The 21,713-nt window shown below is 63.7% G+C and carries 21 protein-coding genes; 11 read left to right on the forward strand and 10 right to left on the reverse strand.

All coding sequences use genetic code 11. The features are described from left to right. Positions 1–38: 38 nt before the first annotated feature. Together X733_RS160645 and X733_RS160640 are read right to left on the reverse strand one after the other, a co-directional pair. Positions 39–1,007 (reverse strand): sugar ABC transporter substrate-binding protein, encoded by a 969-nt coding sequence (locus X733_RS160645; RefSeq protein WP_023687959.1) that lies wholly within the window; start codon positions 1,005–1,007, stop codon positions 39–41. 62 nt (positions 1,008–1,069) lie between these two features. Continuing rightward, positions 1,070–1,981 (reverse strand): polysaccharide deacetylase family protein, encoded by a 912-nt coding sequence (locus X733_RS160640; protein WP_023817900.1) that lies wholly within the window; start codon positions 1,979–1,981, stop codon positions 1,070–1,072. A 375-nt stretch (positions 1,982–2,356) separates the two neighbouring features. On the opposite strand from X733_RS160640, the gene X733_RS160635 reads away from it, so the two are divergent. Then, the gene (locus X733_RS160635) at positions 2,357–3,601 is read left to right on the forward strand and encodes an aminotransferase class I/II-fold pyridoxal phosphate-dependent enzyme (protein ID WP_023817901.1); all 1,245 of its coding nucleotides are present in this window, start codon (positions 2,357–2,359) and stop codon (positions 3,599–3,601) included. Between the two features lie 21 nt (positions 3,602–3,622). On the opposite strand, the gene X733_RS160630 is transcribed toward X733_RS160635, so the two are convergent. The 4 genes from X733_RS160630 to X733_RS160615 all read right to left on the reverse strand — a co-directional run bounded on the left by X733_RS160630 (position 3,623) and on the right by X733_RS160615 (position 6,927). After that, the gene (locus X733_RS160630; RefSeq protein ID WP_245274384.1) at positions 3,623–5,089 is read right to left on the reverse strand and encodes a PLP-dependent aminotransferase family protein; all 1,467 of its coding nucleotides are present in this window, start codon (positions 5,087–5,089) and stop codon (positions 3,623–3,625) included. A 1-nt stretch (position 5,090) separates the two neighbouring features. Continuing rightward, on the reverse strand, positions 5,091–5,297 hold the full coding sequence (locus X733_RS160625) for a LacI family DNA-binding transcriptional regulator (protein ID WP_023817903.1): 207 nt from the start codon (positions 5,295–5,297) through the stop codon (positions 5,091–5,093). Positions 5,298–5,511: 214 nt separating this feature from the next. Next, positions 5,512–6,423, reverse strand: coding sequence for a myo-inosose-2 dehydratase (iolE, locus tag X733_RS160620; protein WP_023699662.1), 912 nt, complete (start codon positions 6,421–6,423; stop codon positions 5,512–5,514). Positions 6,424–6,639: 216 nt separating this feature from the next. After that, complete coding sequence (locus X733_RS160615) at positions 6,640–6,927, reverse strand: DUF3175 domain-containing protein (RefSeq protein ID WP_023817904.1); 288 nt, start codon at positions 6,925–6,927, stop codon at positions 6,640–6,642. Between the two features lie 231 nt (positions 6,928–7,158). Here X733_RS160615 and X733_RS160610 point away from each other — a divergent pair, with 231 nt between their 5' ends. From X733_RS160610 to X733_RS160580, 7 genes are all read left to right on the forward strand, one after another. Next, positions 7,159–8,331 (forward strand): MFS transporter, encoded by a 1,173-nt coding sequence (locus tag X733_RS160610; protein ID WP_050588633.1) that lies wholly within the window; start codon positions 7,159–7,161, stop codon positions 8,329–8,331. 155 nt (positions 8,332–8,486) lie between these two features. After that, positions 8,487–9,515, forward strand: coding sequence for a LacI family DNA-binding transcriptional regulator (locus tag X733_RS160605; RefSeq protein WP_023817906.1), 1,029 nt, complete (start codon positions 8,487–8,489; stop codon positions 9,513–9,515). Positions 9,516–9,842: 327 nt separating this feature from the next. Continuing rightward, the gene (locus X733_RS160600) at positions 9,843–10,967 is read left to right on the forward strand and encodes a sugar ABC transporter substrate-binding protein (RefSeq protein WP_023817907.1); all 1,125 of its coding nucleotides are present in this window, start codon (positions 9,843–9,845) and stop codon (positions 10,965–10,967) included. 93 nt (positions 10,968–11,060) lie between these two features. Beyond that, positions 11,061–12,626: a sugar ABC transporter ATP-binding protein gene (locus X733_RS160595; RefSeq protein ID WP_023817908.1), complete on the forward strand. Its 1,566-nt coding sequence runs from the start codon at positions 11,061–11,063 to the stop codon at positions 12,624–12,626. Further along, on the forward strand, positions 12,623–13,603 hold the full coding sequence (locus X733_RS160590) for an ABC transporter permease (RefSeq protein WP_023725417.1): 981 nt from the start codon (positions 12,623–12,625) through the stop codon (positions 13,601–13,603). Before X733_RS160595 ends, X733_RS160590 begins: the two co-directional genes overlap by 4 nt. After that, positions 13,600–14,586 (forward strand): ABC transporter permease, encoded by a 987-nt coding sequence (locus X733_RS160585; protein ID WP_023673071.1) that lies wholly within the window; start codon positions 13,600–13,602, stop codon positions 14,584–14,586. Before X733_RS160590 ends, X733_RS160585 begins: the two co-directional genes overlap by 4 nt. 2 nt (positions 14,587–14,588) lie before the next feature. Continuing rightward, complete coding sequence (locus X733_RS160580; RefSeq protein WP_023725416.1) at positions 14,589–15,143, forward strand: gluconokinase; 555 nt, start codon at positions 14,589–14,591, stop codon at positions 15,141–15,143. Here X733_RS160580 and X733_RS160575 read toward each other — a convergent pair. Next, the gene (locus tag X733_RS160575) at positions 15,138–16,286 is read right to left on the reverse strand and encodes a hypothetical protein (protein WP_023725415.1); all 1,149 of its coding nucleotides are present in this window, start codon (positions 16,284–16,286) and stop codon (positions 15,138–15,140) included. The two genes, X733_RS160580 and X733_RS160575, sit on opposite strands and share 6 nt — an antisense overlap. An 86-nt stretch (positions 16,287–16,372) precedes the next feature. Here X733_RS160575 and X733_RS160570 point away from each other — a divergent pair, with 86 nt between their 5' ends. Next, positions 16,373–17,941 carry an acyl--CoA ligase gene (locus tag X733_RS160570; protein ID WP_023725414.1) on the forward strand — a complete coding sequence of 523 codons (1,569 nt, stop codon included), beginning with the start codon at positions 16,373–16,375 and terminating at the stop codon, positions 17,939–17,941. 65 nt (positions 17,942–18,006) lie between these two features. Here the strand turns inward: X733_RS160570 and X733_RS160565 are convergent, their stop codons facing one another. Beyond that, on the reverse strand, positions 18,007–18,456 hold the full coding sequence (locus X733_RS160565; protein ID WP_023673075.1) for an Rrf2 family transcriptional regulator: 450 nt from the start codon (positions 18,454–18,456) through the stop codon (positions 18,007–18,009). A gap of 261 nt (positions 18,457–18,717) precedes the next feature. After that, the gene (locus X733_RS160560; RefSeq protein ID WP_023699658.1) at positions 18,718–19,704 is read right to left on the reverse strand and encodes a sulfate ABC transporter substrate-binding protein; all 987 of its coding nucleotides are present in this window, start codon (positions 19,702–19,704) and stop codon (positions 18,718–18,720) included. A 240-nt stretch (positions 19,705–19,944) separates the two neighbouring features. On the opposite strand from X733_RS160560, the gene X733_RS160555 reads away from it, so the two are divergent. Beyond that, the gene (locus X733_RS160555; protein WP_023682213.1) at positions 19,945–20,217 is read left to right on the forward strand and encodes an AbrB/MazE/SpoVT family DNA-binding domain-containing protein; all 273 of its coding nucleotides are present in this window, start codon (positions 19,945–19,947) and stop codon (positions 20,215–20,217) included. Beyond that, the gene (locus tag X733_RS160550; RefSeq protein ID WP_023817909.1) at positions 20,217–20,615 is read left to right on the forward strand and encodes a type II toxin-antitoxin system VapC family toxin; all 399 of its coding nucleotides are present in this window, start codon (positions 20,217–20,219) and stop codon (positions 20,613–20,615) included. Before X733_RS160555 ends, X733_RS160550 begins: the two co-directional genes overlap by 1 nt. A gap of 14 nt (positions 20,616–20,629) precedes the next feature. Here the strand turns inward: X733_RS160550 and X733_RS160545 are convergent, their stop codons facing one another. Further along, positions 20,630–21,670: a sulfate/molybdate ABC transporter ATP-binding protein gene (locus X733_RS160545; protein WP_023673079.1), complete on the reverse strand. Its 1,041-nt coding sequence runs from the start codon at positions 21,668–21,670 to the stop codon at positions 20,630–20,632. Positions 21,671–21,713 lie beyond the last annotated feature (43 nt).

The following is a 21,713-nucleotide window of genomic DNA, read 5'->3' on the forward strand; positions in this document are numbered from 1 at the left end:
GAGCGCATGGCGGCTCCCCGATCCGTTTTGGTCTTGCCTTAGCGGATGCCGTCCTTGGCGAGCGCCAGGATCGCCTTGGCCTTGTCGGGCGAGTCGATGAAGAGCGGGCCGGTGTAGGCGTTGTTCTGCGGCCAGAAGCCATGTGTGGCATGCTCGACCAGATAGATCACCGGCAGGTATCCCATCAGATATTGCTGGGCGTCCATGCCGAAGCCCATTTCGCCGGCGACGACGGAATCCAGGACTTCGGGGCTGATGTCGAAGGTGTAGAGCTTGATCTTGCCGAACAATTCCTTCTGCCGGAAGAACGGGATCAGCGGATTGGCGGCGGTGGCGCCGAGCGCGAAGACGGCCTGGGTGTCGGGATGCGCCGACAGATAGGCCTCGGTGCGGCGCTGGATGTCGGCCGGATCGGGCGACACGGTAAGCACTTCGGTGCCGCCGCCTGACGGCTTCAGCCCATCATTCAACCCCTGGCAGCGCTGGTCGAGGCTGACATTGCCGACCTCGTGGTTGATGCAGACGACTTTGAGCGTGCCTTCCTTGGCCAGCCGCTCGCCGGCCTTCTTGCCGGAATCATATTCGGAGACTGTGCCGACGTAGAGAGAGGTGCCGAGTTCGGCGCCTTCCTTCTCGCCGGAATCCAGGACGACCATCGGAATGTTGGCGGCAAGGCCGGCCTTGACCGATTTACCAAGTGCATTGGCGTCGGCAATGGAGACGGCGATGCCGTCTGGATTGGTGGCGATGGCCGCGTCGAGCAGGCGGGCCTGCTCGACCACGTCGAACACTTGCGGCGCATAATATTCGACCTTGGCGCCGGTGAGCGCCGCCGCATCGTCGACGCCGCGCTTGACCACCGACCAGTAGGGATCGGAGGCCGAGCCGTGCACCACGAAGGTGATGCGGACATCCTTCGGGTCCTTCAGGCCCGCGGCCTGCACGACGCCCGCCAGCATACTCATCGAGACAAGCGCGCCGAGCGCCAGTTTCAGAACAGTCTTCATGTCATTCTCCCATTGTCGTTGCAGTTCCAATTCCCTCTTTGCGCCTCGGCCGACGGATCGGCTTACGGCGCTGACCGGGTGGCCGCTTTGCGGGCCTTTGCCGGTGTCGATGCCCCGAGCCGTGCACGAAGCTCCTCGCGCTGCGGCTTCATGCCGATGATGTCGATGTCCTGCGCGCCGAGCCAGTCGCGGAAAGCCTGGTCGCGGAAGAGTTCGTATTCCTCGGTGCGGACATAGGCGGAGCGCGGCTCGATGAGTTCCAACTCGCCCGGCGCGTTGAAGTGCAGGCAAAAGAAGGTCAGGCCTTCGCGCACCCCTTCGACCAATGCCCTGTAGGCGGGCTCTATCGGCTTGGAGCGTGGACGGCCCCAGGTCGTCTGAATGGCGGCGTCGAAGATGACAAAGCCCTTGGCCCGGGCTTCAGTGACGCCGCGCTGGAACGCCGCTTCGGTGACGCCAACCAGATTGTCGTTGGGCGAATAGGCCGACAGCGTTTTGGTCAACAGCACCGGCAAGCGATATTCCAGGCCGAGCTTGATGTAGACGTCGCAAAACTCGGGCGACAGCGCTGCTCCCATATGGGCATCAAGATGAGTGACGTCGATGCCGGCGCGGTAGGCGGTGTCGATCTGGGCGCGAAGCTCGGTTTCCACCGCTTGCGGTGCTGCCTTGCGGCGGGTGGTCGCGACATCGGGCCAGAAATAGCCGAACTCGTCCGTCAGGCCGGCCGCGCGCGACGGCGACGTCAGCGGCCGCCATTTGTAGTGCTGCTTTTCGCTGTTCAGCGTCAGGTGGACGCCGAGATCGAGCCGGGGATTGGCGGCTGCCGCTTCGGCCATCTCAGGGAACCATGGGCACGGCACCATCACGGCGCCGGAGCTGCAGGCGCCCAATGCGGTCAGTTCGAGGAAGGCGCTGTTGGCGCCATGGCACATGCCGACATCGTCTTCATGCAGGACGAGCTGTCGCGTCATGGACGGCCACCGTTTTGCCGGCCACCATCTTGCCGGCCACCATCTTGCGGGCCACCATCTTGCCGGCACGCCGGTTTCGAGGGTCTTCCAAAGTGTGTCCCGTGCTGCATGGAACCGACCGTTTGCCCAACTGGACGCGATGGAACGCCCAATGCGGGCTTTCCGACAGGGCCACTTCAGCGAATTCGGATGGGTACGATTTTCCGCGGGCCTGCGTTCTGGAATGCCGATTTCATTCGCTATGCCCACAGTCGGCGCTAAACGCCGCTCCGACGTGAGCAGGATGGCTTGGTCAGATCGCAGCGGAGTGGTTCTTTCAAACAGCGGCCGCAGGCGTACTGCTTTCACACCATCAAGGCGATGTGGAGACTTGCCATGTACACTGCCGGCGAAGAAGAGATCGAAGCCATTGCCAGGGTGATCCGCTCGGGTGCGCTGTTTCGCTATGGCGAGAACAGCGAGTGCAACCGCTTCGAGGCCCGCTATGCCAGGCATCTCGGCGTCGAGCATTTTGCGCTGGCCGCCAGCGGCACCTATGGGCTCGCCGCCGGCCTGATCGGCCTCGGCATCGGCCCGGGCGATGAGGTGCTGGTGCCGGCGCACACCTATATGGCGACCGCGACTGCGGTTCTGTCGGTCGGCGCCATTCCGGTCATTGTCGATATCGACGAGAGCCTGACCATCGACCCGGCCGCTCTGCGCGACGCCATCGGCCCGCGCACCAAGGCGGTCATCCCGGTACATATGTGGGGTGCGGCCTGCAACATGAACGCCATCATGGACATCGCTAAAAAACGCGGTCTGCTCGTGCTGGAAGATGTCTGCCAGGGCATTGGCGGCGGCTATGAGGGCAGGAAGCTCGGCTCCATCGGCCATGCCGGCGCCTACTCCTTCAACTACTTCAAGAACATGACGTCGGGCGAGGGCGGCGGCATCGCCACCAGCGACCCGAAAGTGGCCGAGCGGGCGCGCTGCGCCATCGACCCCTGCCACTTCTACTGGCAGGGGCGCAGCGACAGCATCAAGCCGTTTGCCGGCATCGGGGCGCGCGCCTCGGAACTGATGGGTGCAATGCTCAATGTCCAGCTCGACCGTCTGGACGGCATCATCGAGGCGATGCGGGCGGAGAAGAAGAAGGTGCTGGCCGGCACGCGCCATCTCGGCAATCTCGGCCTGACGCCGTCGCCGATGAACAGCCCCGACGACGATTGCGCGGCACAGGTAATGTATCTGCTGCCCAGCGAACAGGCGGCGCAGACTTTTTCGAAGACCATTCCGAGCGTCATTGCCGGCAAGACCGGCCGCCACAATTTCACCCAGTGGGACCAGGTGCTGATGCATGAGGGCGCGCATCATCCGGCGCTCAATCCGTACACGCTGCCGGAAAACAACGGCCTGCGGCTGACCTATGCCGACGACCTCGGCAAGGGTTCTCTCGACATCCTCAACCGCACGGTGATGATCGCGATGAATCCGGCGCATGGCGACGCCGACATCGCCGACATGATCCATAACATCGATGCGGCGGCCCGTGTGGCGCTGGAGAATGCCTCGCTGGACGATGTCGAGGTGCGCAAGGCAGCGCCCGTCGATCTGCAGAAATTCGATAGTGTGAATTGAAGCGCTCAGCGCTGGATCGCCCTATTGCCGGTCCAGCCGCATGAAGGCAGCGCGCAACGCCAGCACCGCGCGCAGGATCTGGCGTTCGTCCATCGCGGCATAGCCGAGCAGCAGGCCGTGTTCCGGCTCGCTCGAATGGTAGTTGATCGAGATGCCCTGCACGTCGAGGCCCTCCTTGACGGCGGCGGCGACGACGTCGCTGTCCTTGTAGGCTCTGGTAAAGCTGGCCAGCAGTTGCATGCCGGAATCGTTCTCGGTCACTGTCAGCCATTCGGCCAGATGCTCCTGGCACAGCTTGACGAAATTGGCTTGCCGGCGCGCATAAAGGCGGCGCATGCGTTTCAGATGTGTGGCGAAATAGCCTTGCGTGATGAAGTCGTTGACCGTCGCCTGCAGGATCAGCGGCGCGAACTGGCCGGTGATCGAGACGGCACGGTCGAAGGGCACGGACAGTTCGCGGGGTACGATGAGATAGCCGATGCGAAGCGCCGGGATCAGCGTCTTGCCGAAGGAACCAATATAGACGACGCGGTCGGCATGATCGAGGCCGCGCAGCGCCGGCACCGGCCGGCCACGGTACCGGTACTCGCCGTCATAATCGTCCTCGACGATCCAGGCGCCGTGGCGCTCGGCGATGTCGAGCAGCTGCAGCCGTTCCTCGATGCGCATGATGGTGCCGAACGGCCACTGGCAGGATGGCGTCACATAGATCAGGCGCGGCGGCGGCAGCTCTGGGTCTGCGAGATGCCATCCAAGGCGATCGACCTTCAAGGGCGCAAGCTGCGCGCCGCTGGCGAGAAAGGCGCTCTTGGCGCCGAGATAGCCGGGCTCCTCCATCCAGACATGGTCGCCTTCGTCCATCAGCACGCGCGAAGCGAGGTCGAGTGCCGCCTGCGCGCCGGTGACGATGATGACCTGGTCGGCGGTGCAGTTGATGCCGCGCGACAGGCTGATGGTCGACGCGATGGCCTGGCGCAGACCGGGATGGCCGGCAAAGGAGATATAGCCGAGCAAATTCTCATCCCGGCTGCGCGCGTTGCGCACCAGAAGGCTCGACCAGATGGTGAAGGGGAAGGACGCGGTTTCCGGCACGCCGGGATGGAAGTTGATGACACCGGCATTGCGCGGCGGCTGCGGGCCGTTGACGATGGTCTGACCGCGCCGCGAGAGTTTTTGCGGGGCGGCGAGGCCGGCGCGCAGCGCGGCCGGCGGGCGTTTCTGCTGGATCGGCGCCACCCAGGTGCCGGACCCGGCGCGCGCCTCTATAAACCCTTCGGCGAGCAGCTGGTCGTAGGCGGCGATCACCGTGTTGCGGCCGACCTTGAGATCCTCGGCCAGCGAGCGTGTCGAAGGAAGCAGCGTGTTCTGCTGGATCTGGCCGTCGAGGATGAAGCGCCGCAGGGCGCCGTAGATCTGCCGGTGCATCGGTTCGTCCGAGCTGCGGTCGACCGACATGATGTCGAGGGAAAGGCGCATATGGTCGGCCAAGCTAGTCTCCGACCAACCTGGCGGCGCGGGCGATCTTCTCTTCGTTAAGCAGGCAGACAGTCTCCAGCACCAGCCGTCTGGTTTCGGGATGAACCTCGCGGCTGTTCTTCAGCGCGCGGTGAACGGTTGCCGCGCCGAGTTCCGCCTTCTCGGCGATCTCACGGATGGTGCAAAGCCGTTCCACGCCGAGTGCCGCCTCGAATGCCATGTCGCTCCTCCATCTGCATCAAGGCATGCCTCGTCCCCAGCCTCAAGCTGGAAACGCCGGGCCGGCAACTCGGGGGCAAAAATTTCGATGCCAAGAACTGCGCGATCCGCGCCGCCAAGGGAGGGCGGCGGCGCGGATCGCCGGGCGCTTTCGCGTCGCTACCCCTACCGAGGCGCGCGCCCAACCGGCCCAACCACCAGCCCCCCGGCGGTGGTTAGGCCATGTCTCGTATTGCCACGTCGAACCCGGCCGCGCAGGCCGTTTTGAGAAGCGAAGCGTAACCTTTCGTGGCATAGGTCAAGGGGTGTGCCTTGGCCGGATCCTGCTCGGCCTCAACGACGATCCAGCCTTCGAAGCCATGGCTGGCCAGAGGCTGCAGCAGCGACAGGAAATCGACGGAGCCATCGCCGGGCACGGTGAAGATTCCTTCCATCACTGCCGCCATGAAGCTCATGTCCTCGCGCCGTGCCTTCTCCAGCACGGCCGCGCGGACGTCCTTGCAATGAAAATGCACGATGCGGTCGAGATGCCGGTTCAGGAGCGAGGCCGGGTCGCCGCCTGAGAACAGACAATGGCCGGTATCGAACAGCAGGCCGACGCTCTTGCCGGTTGCGGCCATCAGCCTGTCGACCTCGTCATCGCTCTCGACGATGGTGCCCATATGGTGATGGAAAGCCATGCCGACGCCGAAGGCAGCCATGCGGTCGGCGAGTTCGGTCAGCTTCTCGCCATAGGCAGTCCATTCGCCGTCAGCGAGGCGCGGACGCTGTGAGATCGGCGCGAAAATGCCGTCATGACGGCCGCGCGAGGTGTCGGCATAGACGACGACCTTGGCGCCGAGGTCGCGCAGCAGGGTCAGATGCGAGGTGATGGCGGCGAATTCCTCGTCGACCGTGCGGTCCAGAATGCGGCCGTCATACCAGCCGGAGACGAGCTCCAGTCCGTAAGAAGACAGGATCGGTCCAAGCTCGTCGCTTCGCCTGGGGAATTTGCCGCCGAGTTCGGTGCCGCGATAGCCGGCCTGCCTGGTTTCCGACAGACATGTCGCGAGCGGCGTATCGCCGCCGAGTGCGGGAACATCGTCATTGCTCCAGGTGATGGGATTGATGCCGATCTTGACCGTCATGCCGCTACTTCAAAGGCTCGGGGAACCACAAAGCCGAGGCCGGCAAACTGAGGGGAAAGAGGACCTGTCACTAGGTCCAGTTGAGGTAAATTTGGCAGAACCAATCGGGAGCGCTAAAAGCGCTTCCCGTTTGAACGGACTAAGTCGACGCGCTTTATGTCTTCGTTTTATGCATGTCGTTGTCTCAAAACCGGCGCCACTTTTGAGCGACATGCATTAATCCTGCTGCGGCCTTCCGAAGGCCGCGCGCAGTTCGTCCTTGGCGTCCTCGAGCACTTTCCGGCGCGCCTGCGGCAGGTTCTTGCCGGCGCGGTTGATGTAGAAATTCAGCAACGACATGGCCGACTGAAACGGCTCGGCCTTGCGGCGGTCGCTGTGCTCGGCCGAGCGCTTGAGCGAGGCCGCGGTCTTCCTGGCGTCGTCGGCTTCGAAGATGTGGTCCTCGAGGTCCATCGCATCGCTGTGCTCGGTCACCTCGGCCGACCATTTCTTTTTCGCGGTCATGACAAACTCCTTCCTGTCGCAAAAACTCGGGCAGGCCGCCGCCGGTTCCCGAGAAAGTCGCCGGGCCGCTGGAGCCACGGATCATGGCCCTGTGGCGCTGCCCGTCGCGGTGAATGCGCCGATAGTGGCGACACAACGGTCGACTTCCCAGGACCGTAGACAGGAAACGCCTTGACCCCGATCGTCGCCAATCAGGCGGATAGCCCCGGCATCGACAGCAGCTACGCCTGGATGCGGCTTGCCATCTCCATGCTGCTGGCGACGATCGGTGCGGTCGGCATGTGGGCCGTCGTCGTCGTGCTGCCGGCCGTGCAGGCCGAGTTCCGCGTTGACCGCGCCGCGGCATCGATGCCCTACGCCGCAACCATGGTCGGCTTCGCCGCCGGCAATGTGCTGGTTGGCCGCGCGGTCGATCGCATGGGGTATTGGATCCCGGCACTGCTATCCTCGGTGGCTCTCGCCGCCGGCCTGCTGCTCGCCGCGCTGTCGACCTCTATCCTGCAATTCACCCTTGCCCAGGGCGTGCTGATTGGTGTCGGCACATCGGTGATCTTCGGGCCGCTGATCGCCGACATCTCGCACTGGTTCAACCGTCGGCGCGGCGTCGCCGTCACAGCTGCGGCGGCTGGCAACTATCTCGCCGGAGCGCTCTGGCCAACCATCATGCCGACACTGATCAAGGCGGAGGGCTGGCGCTTCACCTATGCCGGCATCGGTGTCTTCTGCCTGGTTACCATGGTGCCACTGGTGCTGTTGTTGCGGCTCGCTGCTCCGGCGGCGGCTGCCGCCGGTTCACCCGGAAGCCGGACAGTGCAGTCGATTTCGCTGTCTCCGGCGACGTTACAGGTGCTGCTGATCGTTGCCGGTCTCGGCTGCTGCGTGGCAATGTCGATGCCGCAGGTGCACATCGTCGCCTATTGCATGGATCTTGGCTACGGCATTGCGCATGGCGCCGACATGCTGTCGATCATGATGGCGGCGGGCGTCGTCAGCCGGCTCGCCTCCGGCTTTGTCGCCGACCGCATCGGCGGCGTGAAAACCCTGCTTATCGGTTCCGTGCTGCAATGCCTGTCGCTTTTGTTTTACATCCCGTTCGACGGGCTTGCCTCGCTCTATGTCGTGTCGCTGGTGTTCGGCCTGTCGCAAGGCGGCATCGTGCCTTGCTATGCCATCATCGTGCGCGAATACCTGCCCGCCAGGGAGGCCGGCCAGCGTATCGGCATCGTCATGATGGCGACCATCTTCGGCATGGCGATCGGTGGCTGGATGTCGGGCTGGATCTACGACCTGACGGGCTCCTACGCCGCCGCATTCCTCAACGGGATCGCATGGAACTTGCTCAACATAGTGGCGATCGGGCTGCTGCTGTGGAAAGCAAAACGCAGTGCTGCCCTGATGGCTTAATAAGGCAGGATTGCCCTGTTGCTTGACAAGGGCGATTGGCTGCGCGACGCCAGCAGGCGAGTGGGTGCGGCAGCAGCCGGCATGGTGGCAGTGGAAAAGCTGAACATGGTTTCGCAAGGGCGCAGCGGCCGGGGCCCGGCACGTGGAGGATGTCCATGACCAAGCCGCGCTCGCGTCGCGGCGGCGGCCGCCCGACCCTATCAGACGTGGCGCGCAAGGCCGGCGTCGGCGCCATCACCGTGTCGCGGGCGCTGCGCGAACCGGAACGCGTCAGCCAGGATCTGCGGCGCCAGATCCAGGCCGCCGTCGACGAACTCGGTTATGTCCCGGATCCCAATGCACGGGCGCTGGCCTCGGCGCGCGCCGATGTGTTCGGCGTACTGGTGCCGTCGCTGACCAACAACGTCTTCGCCGAAGTGGTGCGCGGCATCTATGACAGCCTGTCGGACGGCCCGTTCCGCGTCCAGCTCGGCAACACCCATTATTCCGGCCTCGAGGAGGAGCGCCTGCTGCAGGTGTTCGCACCGCAGCGCCCGGCGGCGCTGATCGTGGCCGGCATCGACCAGACGCCGACCTCGCGAAAGCTGCTGGAGAGCGCGGGCTGCCCGGTGGTGCAGGTGATGGAGACCGGGCCCGATCCGGTCGACATGCTGGTCGGCTTCTCGCATTTCGACGGCGGCCGCACCGCGACCGAGCATCTGATCGAGGCGGGCTACCGGCGGATCGGCTTCATCGGCGCACGCATGGACCCGCGCTCGCAGCGGCGGCTTGCCGGCTATCGCGCGGCAATGGAGAAGGCCGGCCTGTTCGACCCGCGGCTGGTCACCACCACGCCGCTACTGTCCAGCGTGACGCTCGGCCGCGAGCTGCTTCGCGATGCGCTGGCCAAGATGCCGGCGCTCGACGGCGTCTTCTGCAACAATGACGACATCGCGCTCGGCGTTTTGTTCGAATGCCATAGCGCCGCGCTCAACGTGCCGAAAACAATCGGCATTGTCGGCTTCAACGACCTCGAAATGATGCAGGCGGCGTTCCCGCCGCTCACCAGTATCCGCACCCCTCGCTATGAAATCGGCCGTCGGTCTGTCGCCATGGCGCTGGCGGCGATCGCAGGACGAAGGCCTGAGCAGCGGGTCGTCGATCTCGGTTTCGAACTCAAGCCCCGCCAGAGCACCGCACGCTGAACACGCTTTGGCCGGCCTCAGCAAATGGTGCTTTACACAACGTCATGGTAGCGCTACCATTTTCGTCGGGCAGACGTTTTGATGAGAGGCCCTGCCTGTTTATTATACATAAGCAACAGCTCATGCTTGTTTATTATGTATAATATGCTAGTTTCGTTTCTCGCCTGTGAAGCGGCGAGGGGGAGGGGATCGGGCCGGCTTCGGGCCCTCGAGACGTGGCGCCGGCCAGGCTGGAGGGCCTTCGGCAGGCGTGGAAAACACACCACGACAAACAGCATCAAAATTAACAAGCAGCAGCAAATAAAACTACAACTGGGAGGAATATCGATGATCAAGTCACTTGTTGGTGGCATCGTTGCCGCCACTGCATTCGTCATGCTGAGTTCGTCGGCCATGGCCGACCCGGAAGTCGTCAAGGGCCCGTCGGCTGAGCCGGATTGCTTTGCGCCCTGGGCGGCCGATACGCAGTTCTTCAAGTTCCCCAAGAAAGACGGCCCATACCGCATCGCGCTCGCCAATGGCTATATCGCCAACACCTGGCGCATCCAGATGGTGCAGACCGCCAAGGCCTATGCGGCCCAGCCGGAGGTCGCCGCGAAACTGAAGGAATTCAAGGTCGTCTCGACCGGCGAAGACGTGCCGGCTCAGATTTCGGCGATCAACAACTTCATCGATTCCGGCTATGACGCGATCGTCGTCAACGCCCAGAACCCGACCGCTTTCGGGCCGGTCATCAAGCGCGCCAAGGAAGCTGGCGTCATCCTCGTCGCCTTCGACAATATTCTCGATACCAAGGACGCCATCAACGTCAATGTCGACCAGAAGGGCCTTGGCGAATTGTGGGGCAAATGGCTGGTCGGCCATGTGCCGAATGGCGGCAAGGTGCTCGAAGTGCGCGGCGTTGCCGGGACTTCCGTCGACACCGACCGTCACAACGGAATCCATGAAGCGCTCGATGCCTCCGGCAAGAAATGGGACGTCACCGAGGTGGTCGGCAAATGGGACGACGGCGTGGCACAGAAGGCCACGGCCGACGCCATTGCCACCAACGGTCCGTTCGACGGTATCACCGGGCAAGGCGGCGACACCGGCATCGTGCAGGCGATGATCGATGCCAAGCATGCTTTCGTGCCGTTCGGCGGCGAGACCGAGAACGGTTTCCGCAAGTTCTGCGCGGCACATGCCGGCGACGGGCTGAAATGCTCATCGGCCGGCACCGGTCCGGCGCAGGTCGCGGTCGCCATCAAGACGGCGATTGCCGCGCTCGAAGGCAACGTCGTTCCGCAAGCAGTGAAACTGCCACTGGCGATCGTCGAGGATCCGAACTTCAAGGCCGGTCAGGATTTCTTCCCCGGCCAGTCCGACAATTTCTTCGTCGGCAATTCCTTCCCGACCTGCGGCATCAATTTCACCGCGCAGGAAATTATGGGTCAGACCAAAGCTGACCAATAGGGCTGACCAATAGGCGGCATATCCGGCGCCGCGGGATCTCCGCGGCGCCGGCCACTCGATATCCCTTGAAGTCAAACTGCCTCGGGAGGGCCGATGGACGGTGCGGTTCCGCTCTTCCGGATGGAAGGCATATCCAAGCGCTATGGTGGCGTGCGGGCGCTGGAAAAGGCCGAGCTTTCGGTCTCGTCCGGTAGCATCCACGCCATTCTCGGCGAAAACGGCGCCGGCAAATCGACGCTGATCAAGGTCATGGCGGGCGTCGTCGCGCCCGACGAAGGCCGCATGATGCTGAACGGCAGCGAGGTGACGTTCGCTTCGCCTGCTGCTGCAAACAAGTCCGGCATCGTCTGCATCTTCCAGGAGCTGTCGCTGGTTCCCGAACTCAGCGTTGCCGACAACATCGTCATCTCCGATCCGCCGAAGCGTTTCGGCATGATCGACCGCAAGGCGCAGCGCCGCATTGCCGAGGATGCGCTGGCACGCGCAGGTGCGGCCGACATCCATCCATTGGCGCTGGTCAAGGATCTTCCGCTTTCAAGAAGACAGATGGTCGAGATCGCCAAGGCATTGGCCAGGAAGCCGCGCATCCTGATCCTCGACGAGGCGACCTCGGCCCTGACCGCGACGGACGTCGCCAGGATATTCAGCGTGCTCAAGCGACTGCGCTCGGAAGGGCTGGCGCTGCTTTACATTTCGCACCGCATGAACGAGATCGCCGAGCTTGCCGACCACTGCACGGTGTTTCGCAACGGCCGCAATGTCGCCAGCTACAAGGCAGGCACAAAGAGCGACAACGAAGTCGTCGAACTGATGATCGGGCGCGAATATAGCCATATTTTCCCGCCGAAACCCGCGCGCACCGCAGCCGCCGCCGTTCCCGTGCTGGAGGCGCGCAAGCTGTCCTGGACGGACCGGCTGGACGATGTCTCGCTGACGGTCGGGGCAGGCGAGGTCGTCGGCCTTGGCGGCCTGGACGGCCAGGGCCAACGCGAATTGCTGCTTGCCTTTTTCGGTGTGCTGCGCGGCCTCGGCGGCCAGATCCTTATCGATGGCAAGCCGGTTTCGATCGCCAGCCCGCAAGCGGCGCGCGACGACCGCATCGGCATGGCGCTGATCCCGGAGGACCGCAAGACCGAAGGCTTGATGCTGCCGATGACGGTGCGCGAGAACCTCTCCTTTGCCGCCCTAGACCGGCTGTCCAAGGCCGGCATCATCGACCGCGCCGCCGAACAGCGGCTGATCGACGACATGGTCGGGCTGCTGGCGATCAAGACGGCCGGCCTCGACATTCCGGTCGGTGCGCTGTCGGGGGGCAACCAGCAGAAGGTGGTCATCGCCAAATGGCTGATGCGCCAGCCGCGCATCATCCTGCTCAACGATCCGACGCGCGGCATCGATGTCGGCACCAAGCAGGAACTCTATCAACTGATGCGCAAGCTGGCGGATGCGGGGGCGGCGATCCTGTTCTATTCAACCGACTATGACGAACTGATCGGCTGCTGCGACCGCGTGCTGGTGCTCTATGACGGCGCGGTCAAGCGCGAGCTGGTCGGGGCCGAGATCACCGAGCGGGCGCTCATTGCAAGCGCGCTCAACATCCACGGCGATGACGGCGGCGCGAGAGACGATGCCGGCGCAAGACAGGGAGCGGACGCGTGAAAGAGTGGCGCTACTGGCTGGCCGAGCAGCGCGGAACACTGATGGCACTCGGCATATTCATTGTCATGTTCGTCATCTACACCTCGAACCATCCGGCGGGCTTCACCGCCAATGTCGTGCAGACGGCGTCCAACAAGGGCGTGCTGCTCGCCTTCGTCGCCATGGCGCAGACACTGGTCGTGATCACCGCCGGCATCGACCTCTCCGTCGGCATGATCTTCACGCTGACCAATTGCCTCGCCTCCTGGCTGGTCATCGGCACCGGCCTCGAGACCGCTTTCGGCGTCATCGCCGTGCTCGGCACCGGGCTCCTTTGCGGGGCGATCAACGGCGCCATCGTCATCTACGGCCGCCTGCAGCCGATCGTCGCCACGATCGCCACGGGTGCGGTCTATTTCGGCATCGCGCTGCTGCTCAGGCCGTTTCCCGGCGGTTCGGTCAACGAAGGTCTCGCCGACGCGCTGACCGGACGCCTGTTCGGCGTGATGCCGGCGAGCCTGGTCGTGCTGCTCGCCGTCGTGCTCGTGGTCTGGGTACCGTTCAGCCGCTCGGTGCTCGGGCGGGCGGCTTATGCGGCCGGCTCGTCGGAGACGGCGGCCTACATGTCCGGTGTGCCGATAAGGCGCGGCAAGTTCGCTGCCTACGCGCTCGCAGGCCTGTTGGCCGCGATCGGCGGACTGTTCCTGACCTTCTTCACCTATACCGGCGATGCAGCCTATGCCAGCGGCAACGCCTATACGCTGTTTTCGATTGCCGCCGTGGTGCTGGGCGGCGTCTCGCTGTTTGGCGGCAAGGGCAGCGCCATCGGCGCCATCTTCGGCGCGCTGGCCTTCCGCACCATCGGCGACCTGTTGTTCGTTTTCGATTTCGATCCGCTATGGCAGCCGCTGTTCCAGGGCGTTATCCTGCTGGTCGCGGTCAGCCTTGGCGCCTTTGCGCTGTTTCGGGTCCGCAACCGGCTGGAGTGGTTCCTGTGAGCGAAACGACATTGGGCGGTATCGCCGGCCGCATGCCGAAATTCATCCGCCGCGCCGATCCGGCGGTGCTGACGGCCTTCGCCTGCATCGTGCTGTTGCTGTTCCTAGGCAGCCTCTATTCCAGGAGCTTTCTGTCGCCTGAATATCTCTTGCAGCAGCTCAAGGTGGCCTCGTTCCTCGGCGTCATCGCCACAGGCATGATGCTGGTCATCCTGCTAGGCCAGATCGACCTGTCGGTGCCGTGGGCGGTGGCGGCGGGCGCGATGATGGCGTGTGCGGCTGCGGCCTATGGCCCGATCGGTGTGGCGCTGGCCATCCCGTTCGGCATCTTCTGCGGGGTGCTGATCGGCATCGTCAACGGCTTTGGCGTCGCCTATCTGCGCATACCCTCGATGATCATCACGCTCGCAACCAACGCTGTCGCTCAGGGGCTCATGGTCGTTTATACCGGCGGCTACTCGCCACAGGATTCGGCCACCGGCGCCATGCGCTATCTTGCGACAGGTTTTACCATTCCTGGCGTGCCTAACGCCGTCATCATCTGGGCGCTGATTGGTGCCGCGATGGTGTTCGTGCTGTCCCGCACCAGCTTCGGCCGCACCGTCTACGGCATCGGCAACCGCGAGCGTGCCGCCTATCTCTCCGGCATCGATACAAGGCGCGTGGTGATGATCGCCTTCGCTATCTCAGGCGGGCTGTCCGCCTTTGGCGGGGTGCTTCTCGCCGGCTATGCCTCCAAGGCGGCGCAATCGATGGGGGATGCCTATCTCCTGCCGTCGATCGCCGCCGTGGTTCTGGGCGGCACCTCCATCCTGGGTGGCCGCGGCTCCTATCTCGGCACCGTCGCCGGTGTCATTCTGATCACGCTCCTGCAGTCCATCCTCTCGGTCATGCAGATGCCGGAGGCGGGGCGGCAGATCGTCTATGGCCTGGTCATCGTTGCCATGCTCCTGCTCTACGGCCGCGCGCCGGCAAGCCGCTGACCGTGGACGAAAAGACGGCACAGGCGCCAATGGGCGCTACCGGCTCAGTGCCTCGGGCCATTGTGGTGATGGGCGTCGCCGGCTGCGGAAAGTCGGCTGTCGGCAAAGCATTGGCAGCAGAGGAAGGGGCCGTCTTTGTCGAAGGCGACAGGCTGCACCCGCCCGAAAACGTCGCCCGCATGGCGAGCGGTGAGCCGCTCACAGATCAACTGCGTGAGGGCTGGCTCGATGCCATTGGCGAGCGGATCGCGGACCTGACCGGCAGCGGCCAAAGCGTGGTTGCCGCCTGCTCGGCGCTGAAGCGCAGCTACCGCGATCGTCTGAGCGGCTTCCGCCGGGACATCGTTTTCATCTATCTGAAGATCGATCCCGCTACCGCCAAGCAGCGTGTCGCCAGCCGCAAGGGGCATTTCATGCCGGCAAGCCTGGTCGAAAGCCAGTTCGCCATCCTTGAACCGCCTGGCGCCGACGAGCGGGCGCTGACGGCCGACGCCACACTTCCAGTGGCTGAAATCGTCACCGCCGTTGCCAGCCTGCTGGCCGGCGCAAAATCATGAACCACCCTCGTCGGGCAAGGCGGTTTCCGGCCGTTCGGTGAACCGGTCATGGCCTGACCAGACCATCATTTGCTCGGGATAGAGTTTCAGCGCCTCCAGCAAGCGGTCGCGCTTGAGCAATATGTACTCGGCCTGAAGCGCCATGTTCTTGGCGCCGCCGGCTCTGGTCGCGGGCTCGCCGGCCTCTGCCGGGGCCGGCACCAGTTCGGGACTTAGGACGGCGCGGTATTGGCGGAACGGATCGGTCTCGAAGGTCGACATGGAAAACAGCGCCGCCTTGCCTCTGGCAGCGAAATTCGTCGGCGCCGAAGCGAGGTGGGTCCAGCCGCTCTCGCCAAGGCCGACTTCGGTGAATGTCGAGCCGGCATGCACCGTGTTGGTCACCAACACCACGCCGTTGCTGCCAAGGATCTTCTGGATCCGGCCGGTGACCTGGTAGGCGTCACTGCGGTCGAACACGATCCGGCTTTTCAGGAAACGGTTCTCGACCCGAACCATCGGCGGGTTCAGGAAGCGCAAGCCGAAGGTCGAATCGGATATGCCGTGAGCCCTGACGCTGAGCTGGTGTGTCTCGATGCCGGCCTCATGGAGAGCGCGTTTGCCGATGATGGTCTGGGTCGTGAACTGATCGCACCAGATGATAGCGCCGTGGCCGCGCTTCAGCGCCGCTTGCAGGCCTTCCAGGCCCTCCAGCCGGATATCAGGTGACCAGCGGCGGCCGATGAGATGCGCGGCAAGCAGCAAACGCCGGCGGTGGTTGGCGCAGAGCAAGGCCCTGAACTGCCTTTGCGCATCGATGCCATTGCCGAGCACGGCGCGCGTCGCGGCAGCGTAGCGCACGAAATCCTTGCGGATATGGCGCTTGAGGCGCAGCCCCGATACGCGGCTGCAGATCGCGGCCCACCAATTGACCGGCAGCAATGCCGCGACCCCGAGATAAAAGGCGGCCAGCAGCAGCTCGCGGAGATCCCTGTTGTTGAAGGTGCGCAACTTGCCGGCGCGGACCTGCTTGCGGCTGAAGAAGCGAACATTCTCGGCGCGTTCGGGCACCAGGATGTCGGCGATGATTTCCGTATGATAAATGACGGCGGAAGATGGTGTCCGGTCGGCTTTCCGGGATTTTCCCAACCACGGCAGCCTCATCCGATCGGTGTCCACCTGTTCTTGCGTGCGTCCGGAAATCGCTTTACTGCGTCTGCCACGGGCGCGCAATCGGCGCCGACAAGGCCATGGTGAACGCCATTCAGGGTTCGAACTTGAAACAGGCCCTATCGGTAGCACTTCCCCAACTGGCGCCCTGGCGGCCGGCTGCGGTGGCGCTGATGGCGCCGGACCGGCCATCCCTGAGCTTTGCCGGCCTCGCCAATCTTGTCGACAAGCTCTGCGGCGATCTCGCCAGGCGTGGCGTTGCCCGCGGCACGGCCGTCGGCATCGTCTTGCCCAACGGCCCGGAAATGGCGGCCTGTTTCCTGGCGGTCTCGGCGTTGGCGACGGCGGCGCCGCTCAATCCGGCTTACGGCGAAGACGAATTCCGCTTCTATCTCGGCGATCTCGATGTGAAGCTGCTGCTGTGCGGACAAGGCATGGGCGATGCGGCGCGCAACGCCGCAAAGGGGCTCGGCATTGCGGTGCTCGACGTCGTCGTGACTGACGGCGCCAAGGCCGGCGAGTTTCTGCTGGCGGGCGACGCCGAGGTGGAGGCTGCCAGCGAGGCTCGCCTCGACGATATGCAGCTCAACGGGCCGGACGATTTCGCGCTTGTCCTGCACACATCGGGAACCACGGCGCGGCCGAAGATCGTCGGCTTGCGGCAGCGCAATCTGCTGGCATCAATGGCCAACATCGCCCGCACCCTGGCGCTTTCGGCAGACGATATCTGTCTCAACGTGATGCCGCTGTTCCACATTCACGGGCTGATGGCGGCGCTCAGCGCACAGCTGGCAGTCGGCGGCGCTGTTGTCTGCACGCCGGGCTTCAACCCGCTAAAATTCTACGGCTGGCTGGGCGACTTCAGGCCGAGCTGGTACAGCGCGGTGCCGACCATGCATCAGGCGATCCTGGCGCGCGCCGCCCGCAATGGCGAAACCATCGCGGCTGCGCGGCTGCGCTTCATCCGCTCGTCTTCGGCAGCGCTTCCCGACACCGTGTTCCGCGACCTCGAGCGCGTCCTCGGCTGTCCGGTGGTCGAGGCCTATGGCATGACCGAGGCGGCGCACCAGATGACATCCAATGGCCTGCCGCCGGCACGCCGCAAGCCAGGCTCGGTCGGCCTGCCTGCGGGTCCGCAGGTGACGATCCTGGACGACAAGGGGACGATCCTTCCGGCGGGTGAAAAGGGCGAGATCGCGGTGCGCGGCGCCAACATCCATGATGGCTATCTCAACAATCCGGTGGCCAATGAAGCTGCCTTCAGCGATGGCTGGTTCCGCACCGGCGACCAGGGCCTGATCGACGAGGATGGCGATCTGAAGATCACCGGGCGGCTGAAGGAGATCATCAATCGCGGCGGCGAAAAGATCTCGCCGCTCGAAGTCGACAATGTCCTGCTCGATCATCCGCTGGTGGCGCAGGCGGTGACCTTTGCCGTGCCGCACGCCATGCTCGGCGAAGAGGTGGGTGCGGCCATCGTGCTGGCCGAGGGCGCCACCGCCGATGCCGAGCAGATACGCGATTTCGCGCGCAGCCGGATCGTCGAGTTCAAGGTGCCGCGCCACATCCTGTTTCTTCAGGAGATACCCAAGGGTCCCACAGGCAAGATCCAGCGCGTCGGCCTGGCCGGCAAGCTCGGCCTGGTCTGAGGACTCTCATTTGAGCATGATCTTGTCCGAAAACCGGTTCGCACTTTTCGGGACCATGCTCTAATTTAGATCTGCGATGTCAGCTCGACCGGAAAATCATCATTGTCGGCGTCGCGCATGGCGGCGAGGCTGCGATTGTCCAGCACTTCGGCGATCGCCTGGCGCACTTCCAGCATCATGTGCCGGACCTGACAGGTCGCCTCGTCGCAATCCTCGCAGCGCTGGTATTGCGTGCGGCTGGCGCAGGGTATGGGAGCGAGCGGGCCGTCCAGCACGCGCACGACGTGGCCGATCTTGATTTCGGAAGCCGGCCGGGCGAGGCGATAACCGCCTTCCTTGCCCTTGCGGCTGAGGACGAAGCCGGCATTGCGCAGCTCGCCCAGAATGGCATCCAGGAATTTCTTCGGGATGTTGTTGGCGATCGCGATGTCGTTGACGAATGCAAGCTGGCCGACCGGCAGGCCGGAAAGATGCACGAGGGCCTTGAGGCCGTATTTGCCTTTTTTGGTAAGCATGCCCGCTTCAGTTCATGAAAACCCCAACCACCCGCATCTGGCGGTTGTTTGTGTGCAAATCATGACGTTTCGCCTGAACAACCCGGTTTCGCGTAGAACAAGCCGCCCGGTTGAGACGTTAGGCACAAAGGCGTTGATTCTTTGTAACGTTTTTCGCCGATCGCGACAGATTCCGCATGAAAGCCGTTTGTCGGCGCGCGAAATCAAAAAAGCCGGCAAAGCGCCGGCTTTCTTGTGAGGTGAGGTCGAACGCTGCTGATATCAGCGGCTGCCATAGGTCTGGTCGAGCAGACCGCCGGCGGCGAAGTGCTCCTTCTGTACCTTGTCCCAGCCGCCGAAGACGTCTTCCACAGTCAGCAGGCGGACATCGGGGAAGTCGGCCTTGTATTTTGCCGCGACTTCAGCGTTGCGGGCGCGCAGGCCATTTTCAGCCGCGATGGTCTGGCCCTCGGGCGTGTAGAGGAAATCGAGATAGGTCTTGGCGAGGTCACGGCTGCCGTGCTCGTCGGCGACCTTGTCGACGATCGCCACCGGGAATTCGGCGAGCAGGCTGACCGTTGGCGTGACCTGTTCGAACTTGTCGTTGCCATACTCCTTGCGGATGCCGCGCGTTTCCGACTCGAAGGTGATCAGCACGTCGCCGATCTCGCGCTGCACGAAGGTGGTGGTGGCGGCGCGCCCGCCGGTGTCGAAGATCGGCACGTTGTTGAACAGCTTGGTGACGAACTCCTTCACCTTGGCGTCGTCGCCCTTGAAGGCTTCCTTGGCGTAGGCGGTTGCGGCCAGATAGGTGTAGCGCGCATTGCCCGAGGTCTTGGGGTTGGGGAAGATCACCTGCACGTCGTCGCGCACGAGGTCGTTCCAGTCCTTGATGTGCTTGGGGTTGCCCGCGCGGACGAGAAACGAAGGGAGCGAATAGAAGGGCGAGGCGTTGTCGGGGAAATCCTTCTGCCAGTCGGCGGAGACGAGGCCTTTCTTGACCAGAAAGTCGATGTCGGTGACCTGGTTGAAGGTGACGACATCGGCGCCCAAGCCTTCGGCAATGGCGCGCGCCTGCGCCGAAGTGCCGGCATGCGACTGGTCGACCGTGACGCCGGGATGGCCGGCGGTGAAAGCCTTGTTGATCTGGACGAACAGTTCGCGGCCGACATCATAGGAAGCGTTGAGCAATTTGTCGGCCGACCAGGCCTGCGAACAGGCGAGGATCAGGCCGGCGACAGTGGCGACGCTGAGGAAAAATCGCTTCATGAAAACAGGCTCCGATGTGCAATGCGTTGCCAGAACATAGCCGGGCCGGAGGGTGTACTGCGAGGCACACGGGGCAGACGTATGGCGTTACAGCGAAAAAGAAATCGCTGAAGCAGGTTATCGGCGAAATTTCATTCCAGCCGAAATGCCGATGCGTTGGGGTTTTCTGTGGTTTGCAATTCGAGGCCGAGTGGCATATACAAATGGCATATACAAGTGGAACAGACAGGGGAGGCTGCCATGCCGCAGCACCGTCACTCAATACCACCGCCCAGGGAGGCGAAGTTGTTTCGCAACAACCGCAGTCAGGCGGTTCGCATCCCTGTCGAATTCGAGCTGCCTGGCGAGAAGGTCCTGATCAGCCGCGATGGCGACCGGCTGATCATCGAGCCGGTCCGTCAACCAGGCCTCACCGCCTTGCTCACCCAATGGGCGAAAGAGCCGCCGCTTGGTCCTGAAGACGACTTTCCCGAGATCCATGATGCGCCCGTGGGGCCTGAGGATATCTTTTGATGCGGTTCATGCTGGACACCAACATTCTCAGCGACATGATCCGAAACCCTGCCGGCAAGGCTGCCAGTGCGGCGGTTCGCGCGGGAGACGGTGCCCTGTGCACCAGCATCGTTGTCGCCTCGGAGCTGCGCTATGGCTGCGCCCGCAAGGGATCGGCCAAGCTGCTCGCCAAGGTGGAGGAATTGCTCGCCGAGGTTCCTGTGTTGCCGCTCGATGTGCCGATGGATAACGAATACGGAGCACTTCGTGCCGAGCTGGAGGCCAGAGGCCAGCCAATCGGCCACAATGATCTTTTCATTGCTGCCCATGCCTGTGTGTTGGGGACGACACTGGTGACGGCCAACACCGCTGAGTTCCGTCGGATCAAGGGCCTGACGGTCGAGAACTGGCTGGAGTAGCGCCGGATCGATGTCTATGCCGCCGGGAAAAGCTTCCAGCGCCTTGGCCTGAACGCCACCCGGCTCTTCTGCGCCGCAGGATGGTCCACAGGCAGTTCGATCTCGACGCGCTGGCGCTCGCCGCCGATTTCCAGTTCGACGCGTCTTGTGCCGGCGACGCGGCGGCTGGCGGCGACCGTGCCGGCGATGCAGCCGCTGCAGCCGTCGAGCAGTTCGATATCGTGCGGGCGGAAATACAGCGTTGCATCGCCCTCGGGTGCGTGCGGCGCCGACACGCCGATCGGACGGTCGGCGAGCCAGATCTCGCCATTCTCAACCTTGACCGGCAGCATGCTCGATTCACCGATGAAGGAGTAGACGAAGGGCGAGTTCGGCGTGTCGTAGATCTCGTCGGCGGAGCCGACCTGCTCGATGCGGCCCTGGCTCATCACCACGACGCGGTCGGCAAGCTCGAGCGCCTCTTCCTGGTCGTGGGTGACGAAGACGGTGGTGTGGCCGGTACGGTCATGGATCTCGCGCAGCCAGCGGCGCAGTTCCCGGCGCACCTGCGCATCGAGCGCGCCGAACGGCTCGTCGAGCAACAGCACCTTGGGCTCGATGGCCATGGCGCGCGCCAGCGCCACGCGCTGGCGCTGGCCACCGGAAAGTTGCGCCGGATAGCGCTTTTCCAGGCCGGAAAGCTGAACGAGATCGAGCAGTTCGGAGGCGCGTCGGCGGATTTCGGCCGCCGGTGGTCGCGACGGTCCATGCCGCACCTTGAGGCCGAAGCCGATATTGTCGGCGACCGTCATGTGCCGGAAGAGCGCATAGTGCTGGAAGACGAAGCCGACATTGCGCTCCTGGATCGAGCGGTGCGAGGCGTCCTCGTCGCCGAAGAAGATCTTTCCGCGCGTCGGCCGCTCCAGGCCGGCGATAAGCCTCAGCAGCGTCGTCTTGCCGGAGCCGGATGGCCCAAGCAGCGCGATCAGCTCACCCGACTTGATGTCAAGCGATACGTCATGGAGGGCCGGAAACCGGTCAAACTCCTTGCGTACGTTGGCAACGCGAACTTCCATGTAGATCCCTCAGTAATTTGGTGCATGTCGTTGTCGCAAAACC

Source organism: Mesorhizobium sp. L2C066B000 (assembly GCF_000502335.1).
In the GTDB taxonomy this organism is placed as follows: domain Bacteria; phylum Pseudomonadota; class Alphaproteobacteria; order Rhizobiales; family Rhizobiaceae; genus Mesorhizobium.

Excerpts from the sequence above, each read along its gene's own strand:
- X733_RS160645 (WP_023687959.1), bottom strand. The coding sequence starts at position 1,007 with ATGAAGACTGTTCTGAAACTGGCGCTCGGCGCGCTTGTCTCGATGAGT.
- X733_RS160640 (WP_023817900.1), bottom strand. The coding sequence starts at position 1,981 with ATGACGCGACAGCTCGTCCTGCATGAAGACGATGTCGGCATGTGCCAT.
- X733_RS160635 (WP_023817901.1), top strand. The coding sequence starts at position 2,357 with ATGTACACTGCCGGCGAAGAAGAGATCGAAGCCATTGCCAGGGTGATC.
- X733_RS160625 (WP_023817903.1), bottom strand. The coding sequence starts at position 5,297 with ATGGCATTCGAGGCGGCACTCGGCGTGGAACGGCTTTGCACCATCCGT.
- iolE (WP_023699662.1), bottom strand. The coding sequence starts at position 6,423 with ATGACGGTCAAGATCGGCATCAATCCCATCACCTGGAGCAATGACGAT.
- X733_RS160615 (WP_023817904.1), bottom strand. The coding sequence starts at position 6,927 with ATGACCGCGAAAAAGAAATGGTCGGCCGAGGTGACCGAGCACAGCGAT.
- X733_RS160610 (WP_050588633.1), top strand. The coding sequence starts at position 7,159 with ATGCGGCTTGCCATCTCCATGCTGCTGGCGACGATCGGTGCGGTCGGC.
- X733_RS160605 (WP_023817906.1), top strand. The coding sequence starts at position 8,487 with ATGACCAAGCCGCGCTCGCGTCGCGGCGGCGGCCGCCCGACCCTATCA.
- X733_RS160600 (WP_023817907.1), top strand. The coding sequence starts at position 9,843 with ATGATCAAGTCACTTGTTGGTGGCATCGTTGCCGCCACTGCATTCGTC.
- X733_RS160595 (WP_023817908.1), top strand. The coding sequence starts at position 11,061 with ATGGACGGTGCGGTTCCGCTCTTCCGGATGGAAGGCATATCCAAGCGC.
- X733_RS160575 (WP_023725415.1), bottom strand. The coding sequence starts at position 16,286 with ATGAGGCTGCCGTGGTTGGGAAAATCCCGGAAAGCCGACCGGACACCA.
- X733_RS160570 (WP_023725414.1), top strand. The coding sequence starts at position 16,373 with ATGGTGAACGCCATTCAGGGTTCGAACTTGAAACAGGCCCTATCGGTA.
- X733_RS160565 (WP_023673075.1), bottom strand. The coding sequence starts at position 18,456 with ATGCTTACCAAAAAAGGCAAATACGGCCTCAAGGCCCTCGTGCATCTT.
- X733_RS160560 (WP_023699658.1), bottom strand. The coding sequence starts at position 19,704 with ATGAAGCGATTTTTCCTCAGCGTCGCCACTGTCGCCGGCCTGATCCTC.
- X733_RS160555 (WP_023682213.1), top strand. The coding sequence starts at position 19,945 with ATGCCGCAGCACCGTCACTCAATACCACCGCCCAGGGAGGCGAAGTTG.
- X733_RS160550 (WP_023817909.1), top strand. The coding sequence starts at position 20,217 with ATGCGGTTCATGCTGGACACCAACATTCTCAGCGACATGATCCGAAAC.
- X733_RS160545 (WP_023673079.1), bottom strand. The coding sequence starts at position 21,670 with ATGGAAGTTCGCGTTGCCAACGTACGCAAGGAGTTTGACCGGTTTCCG.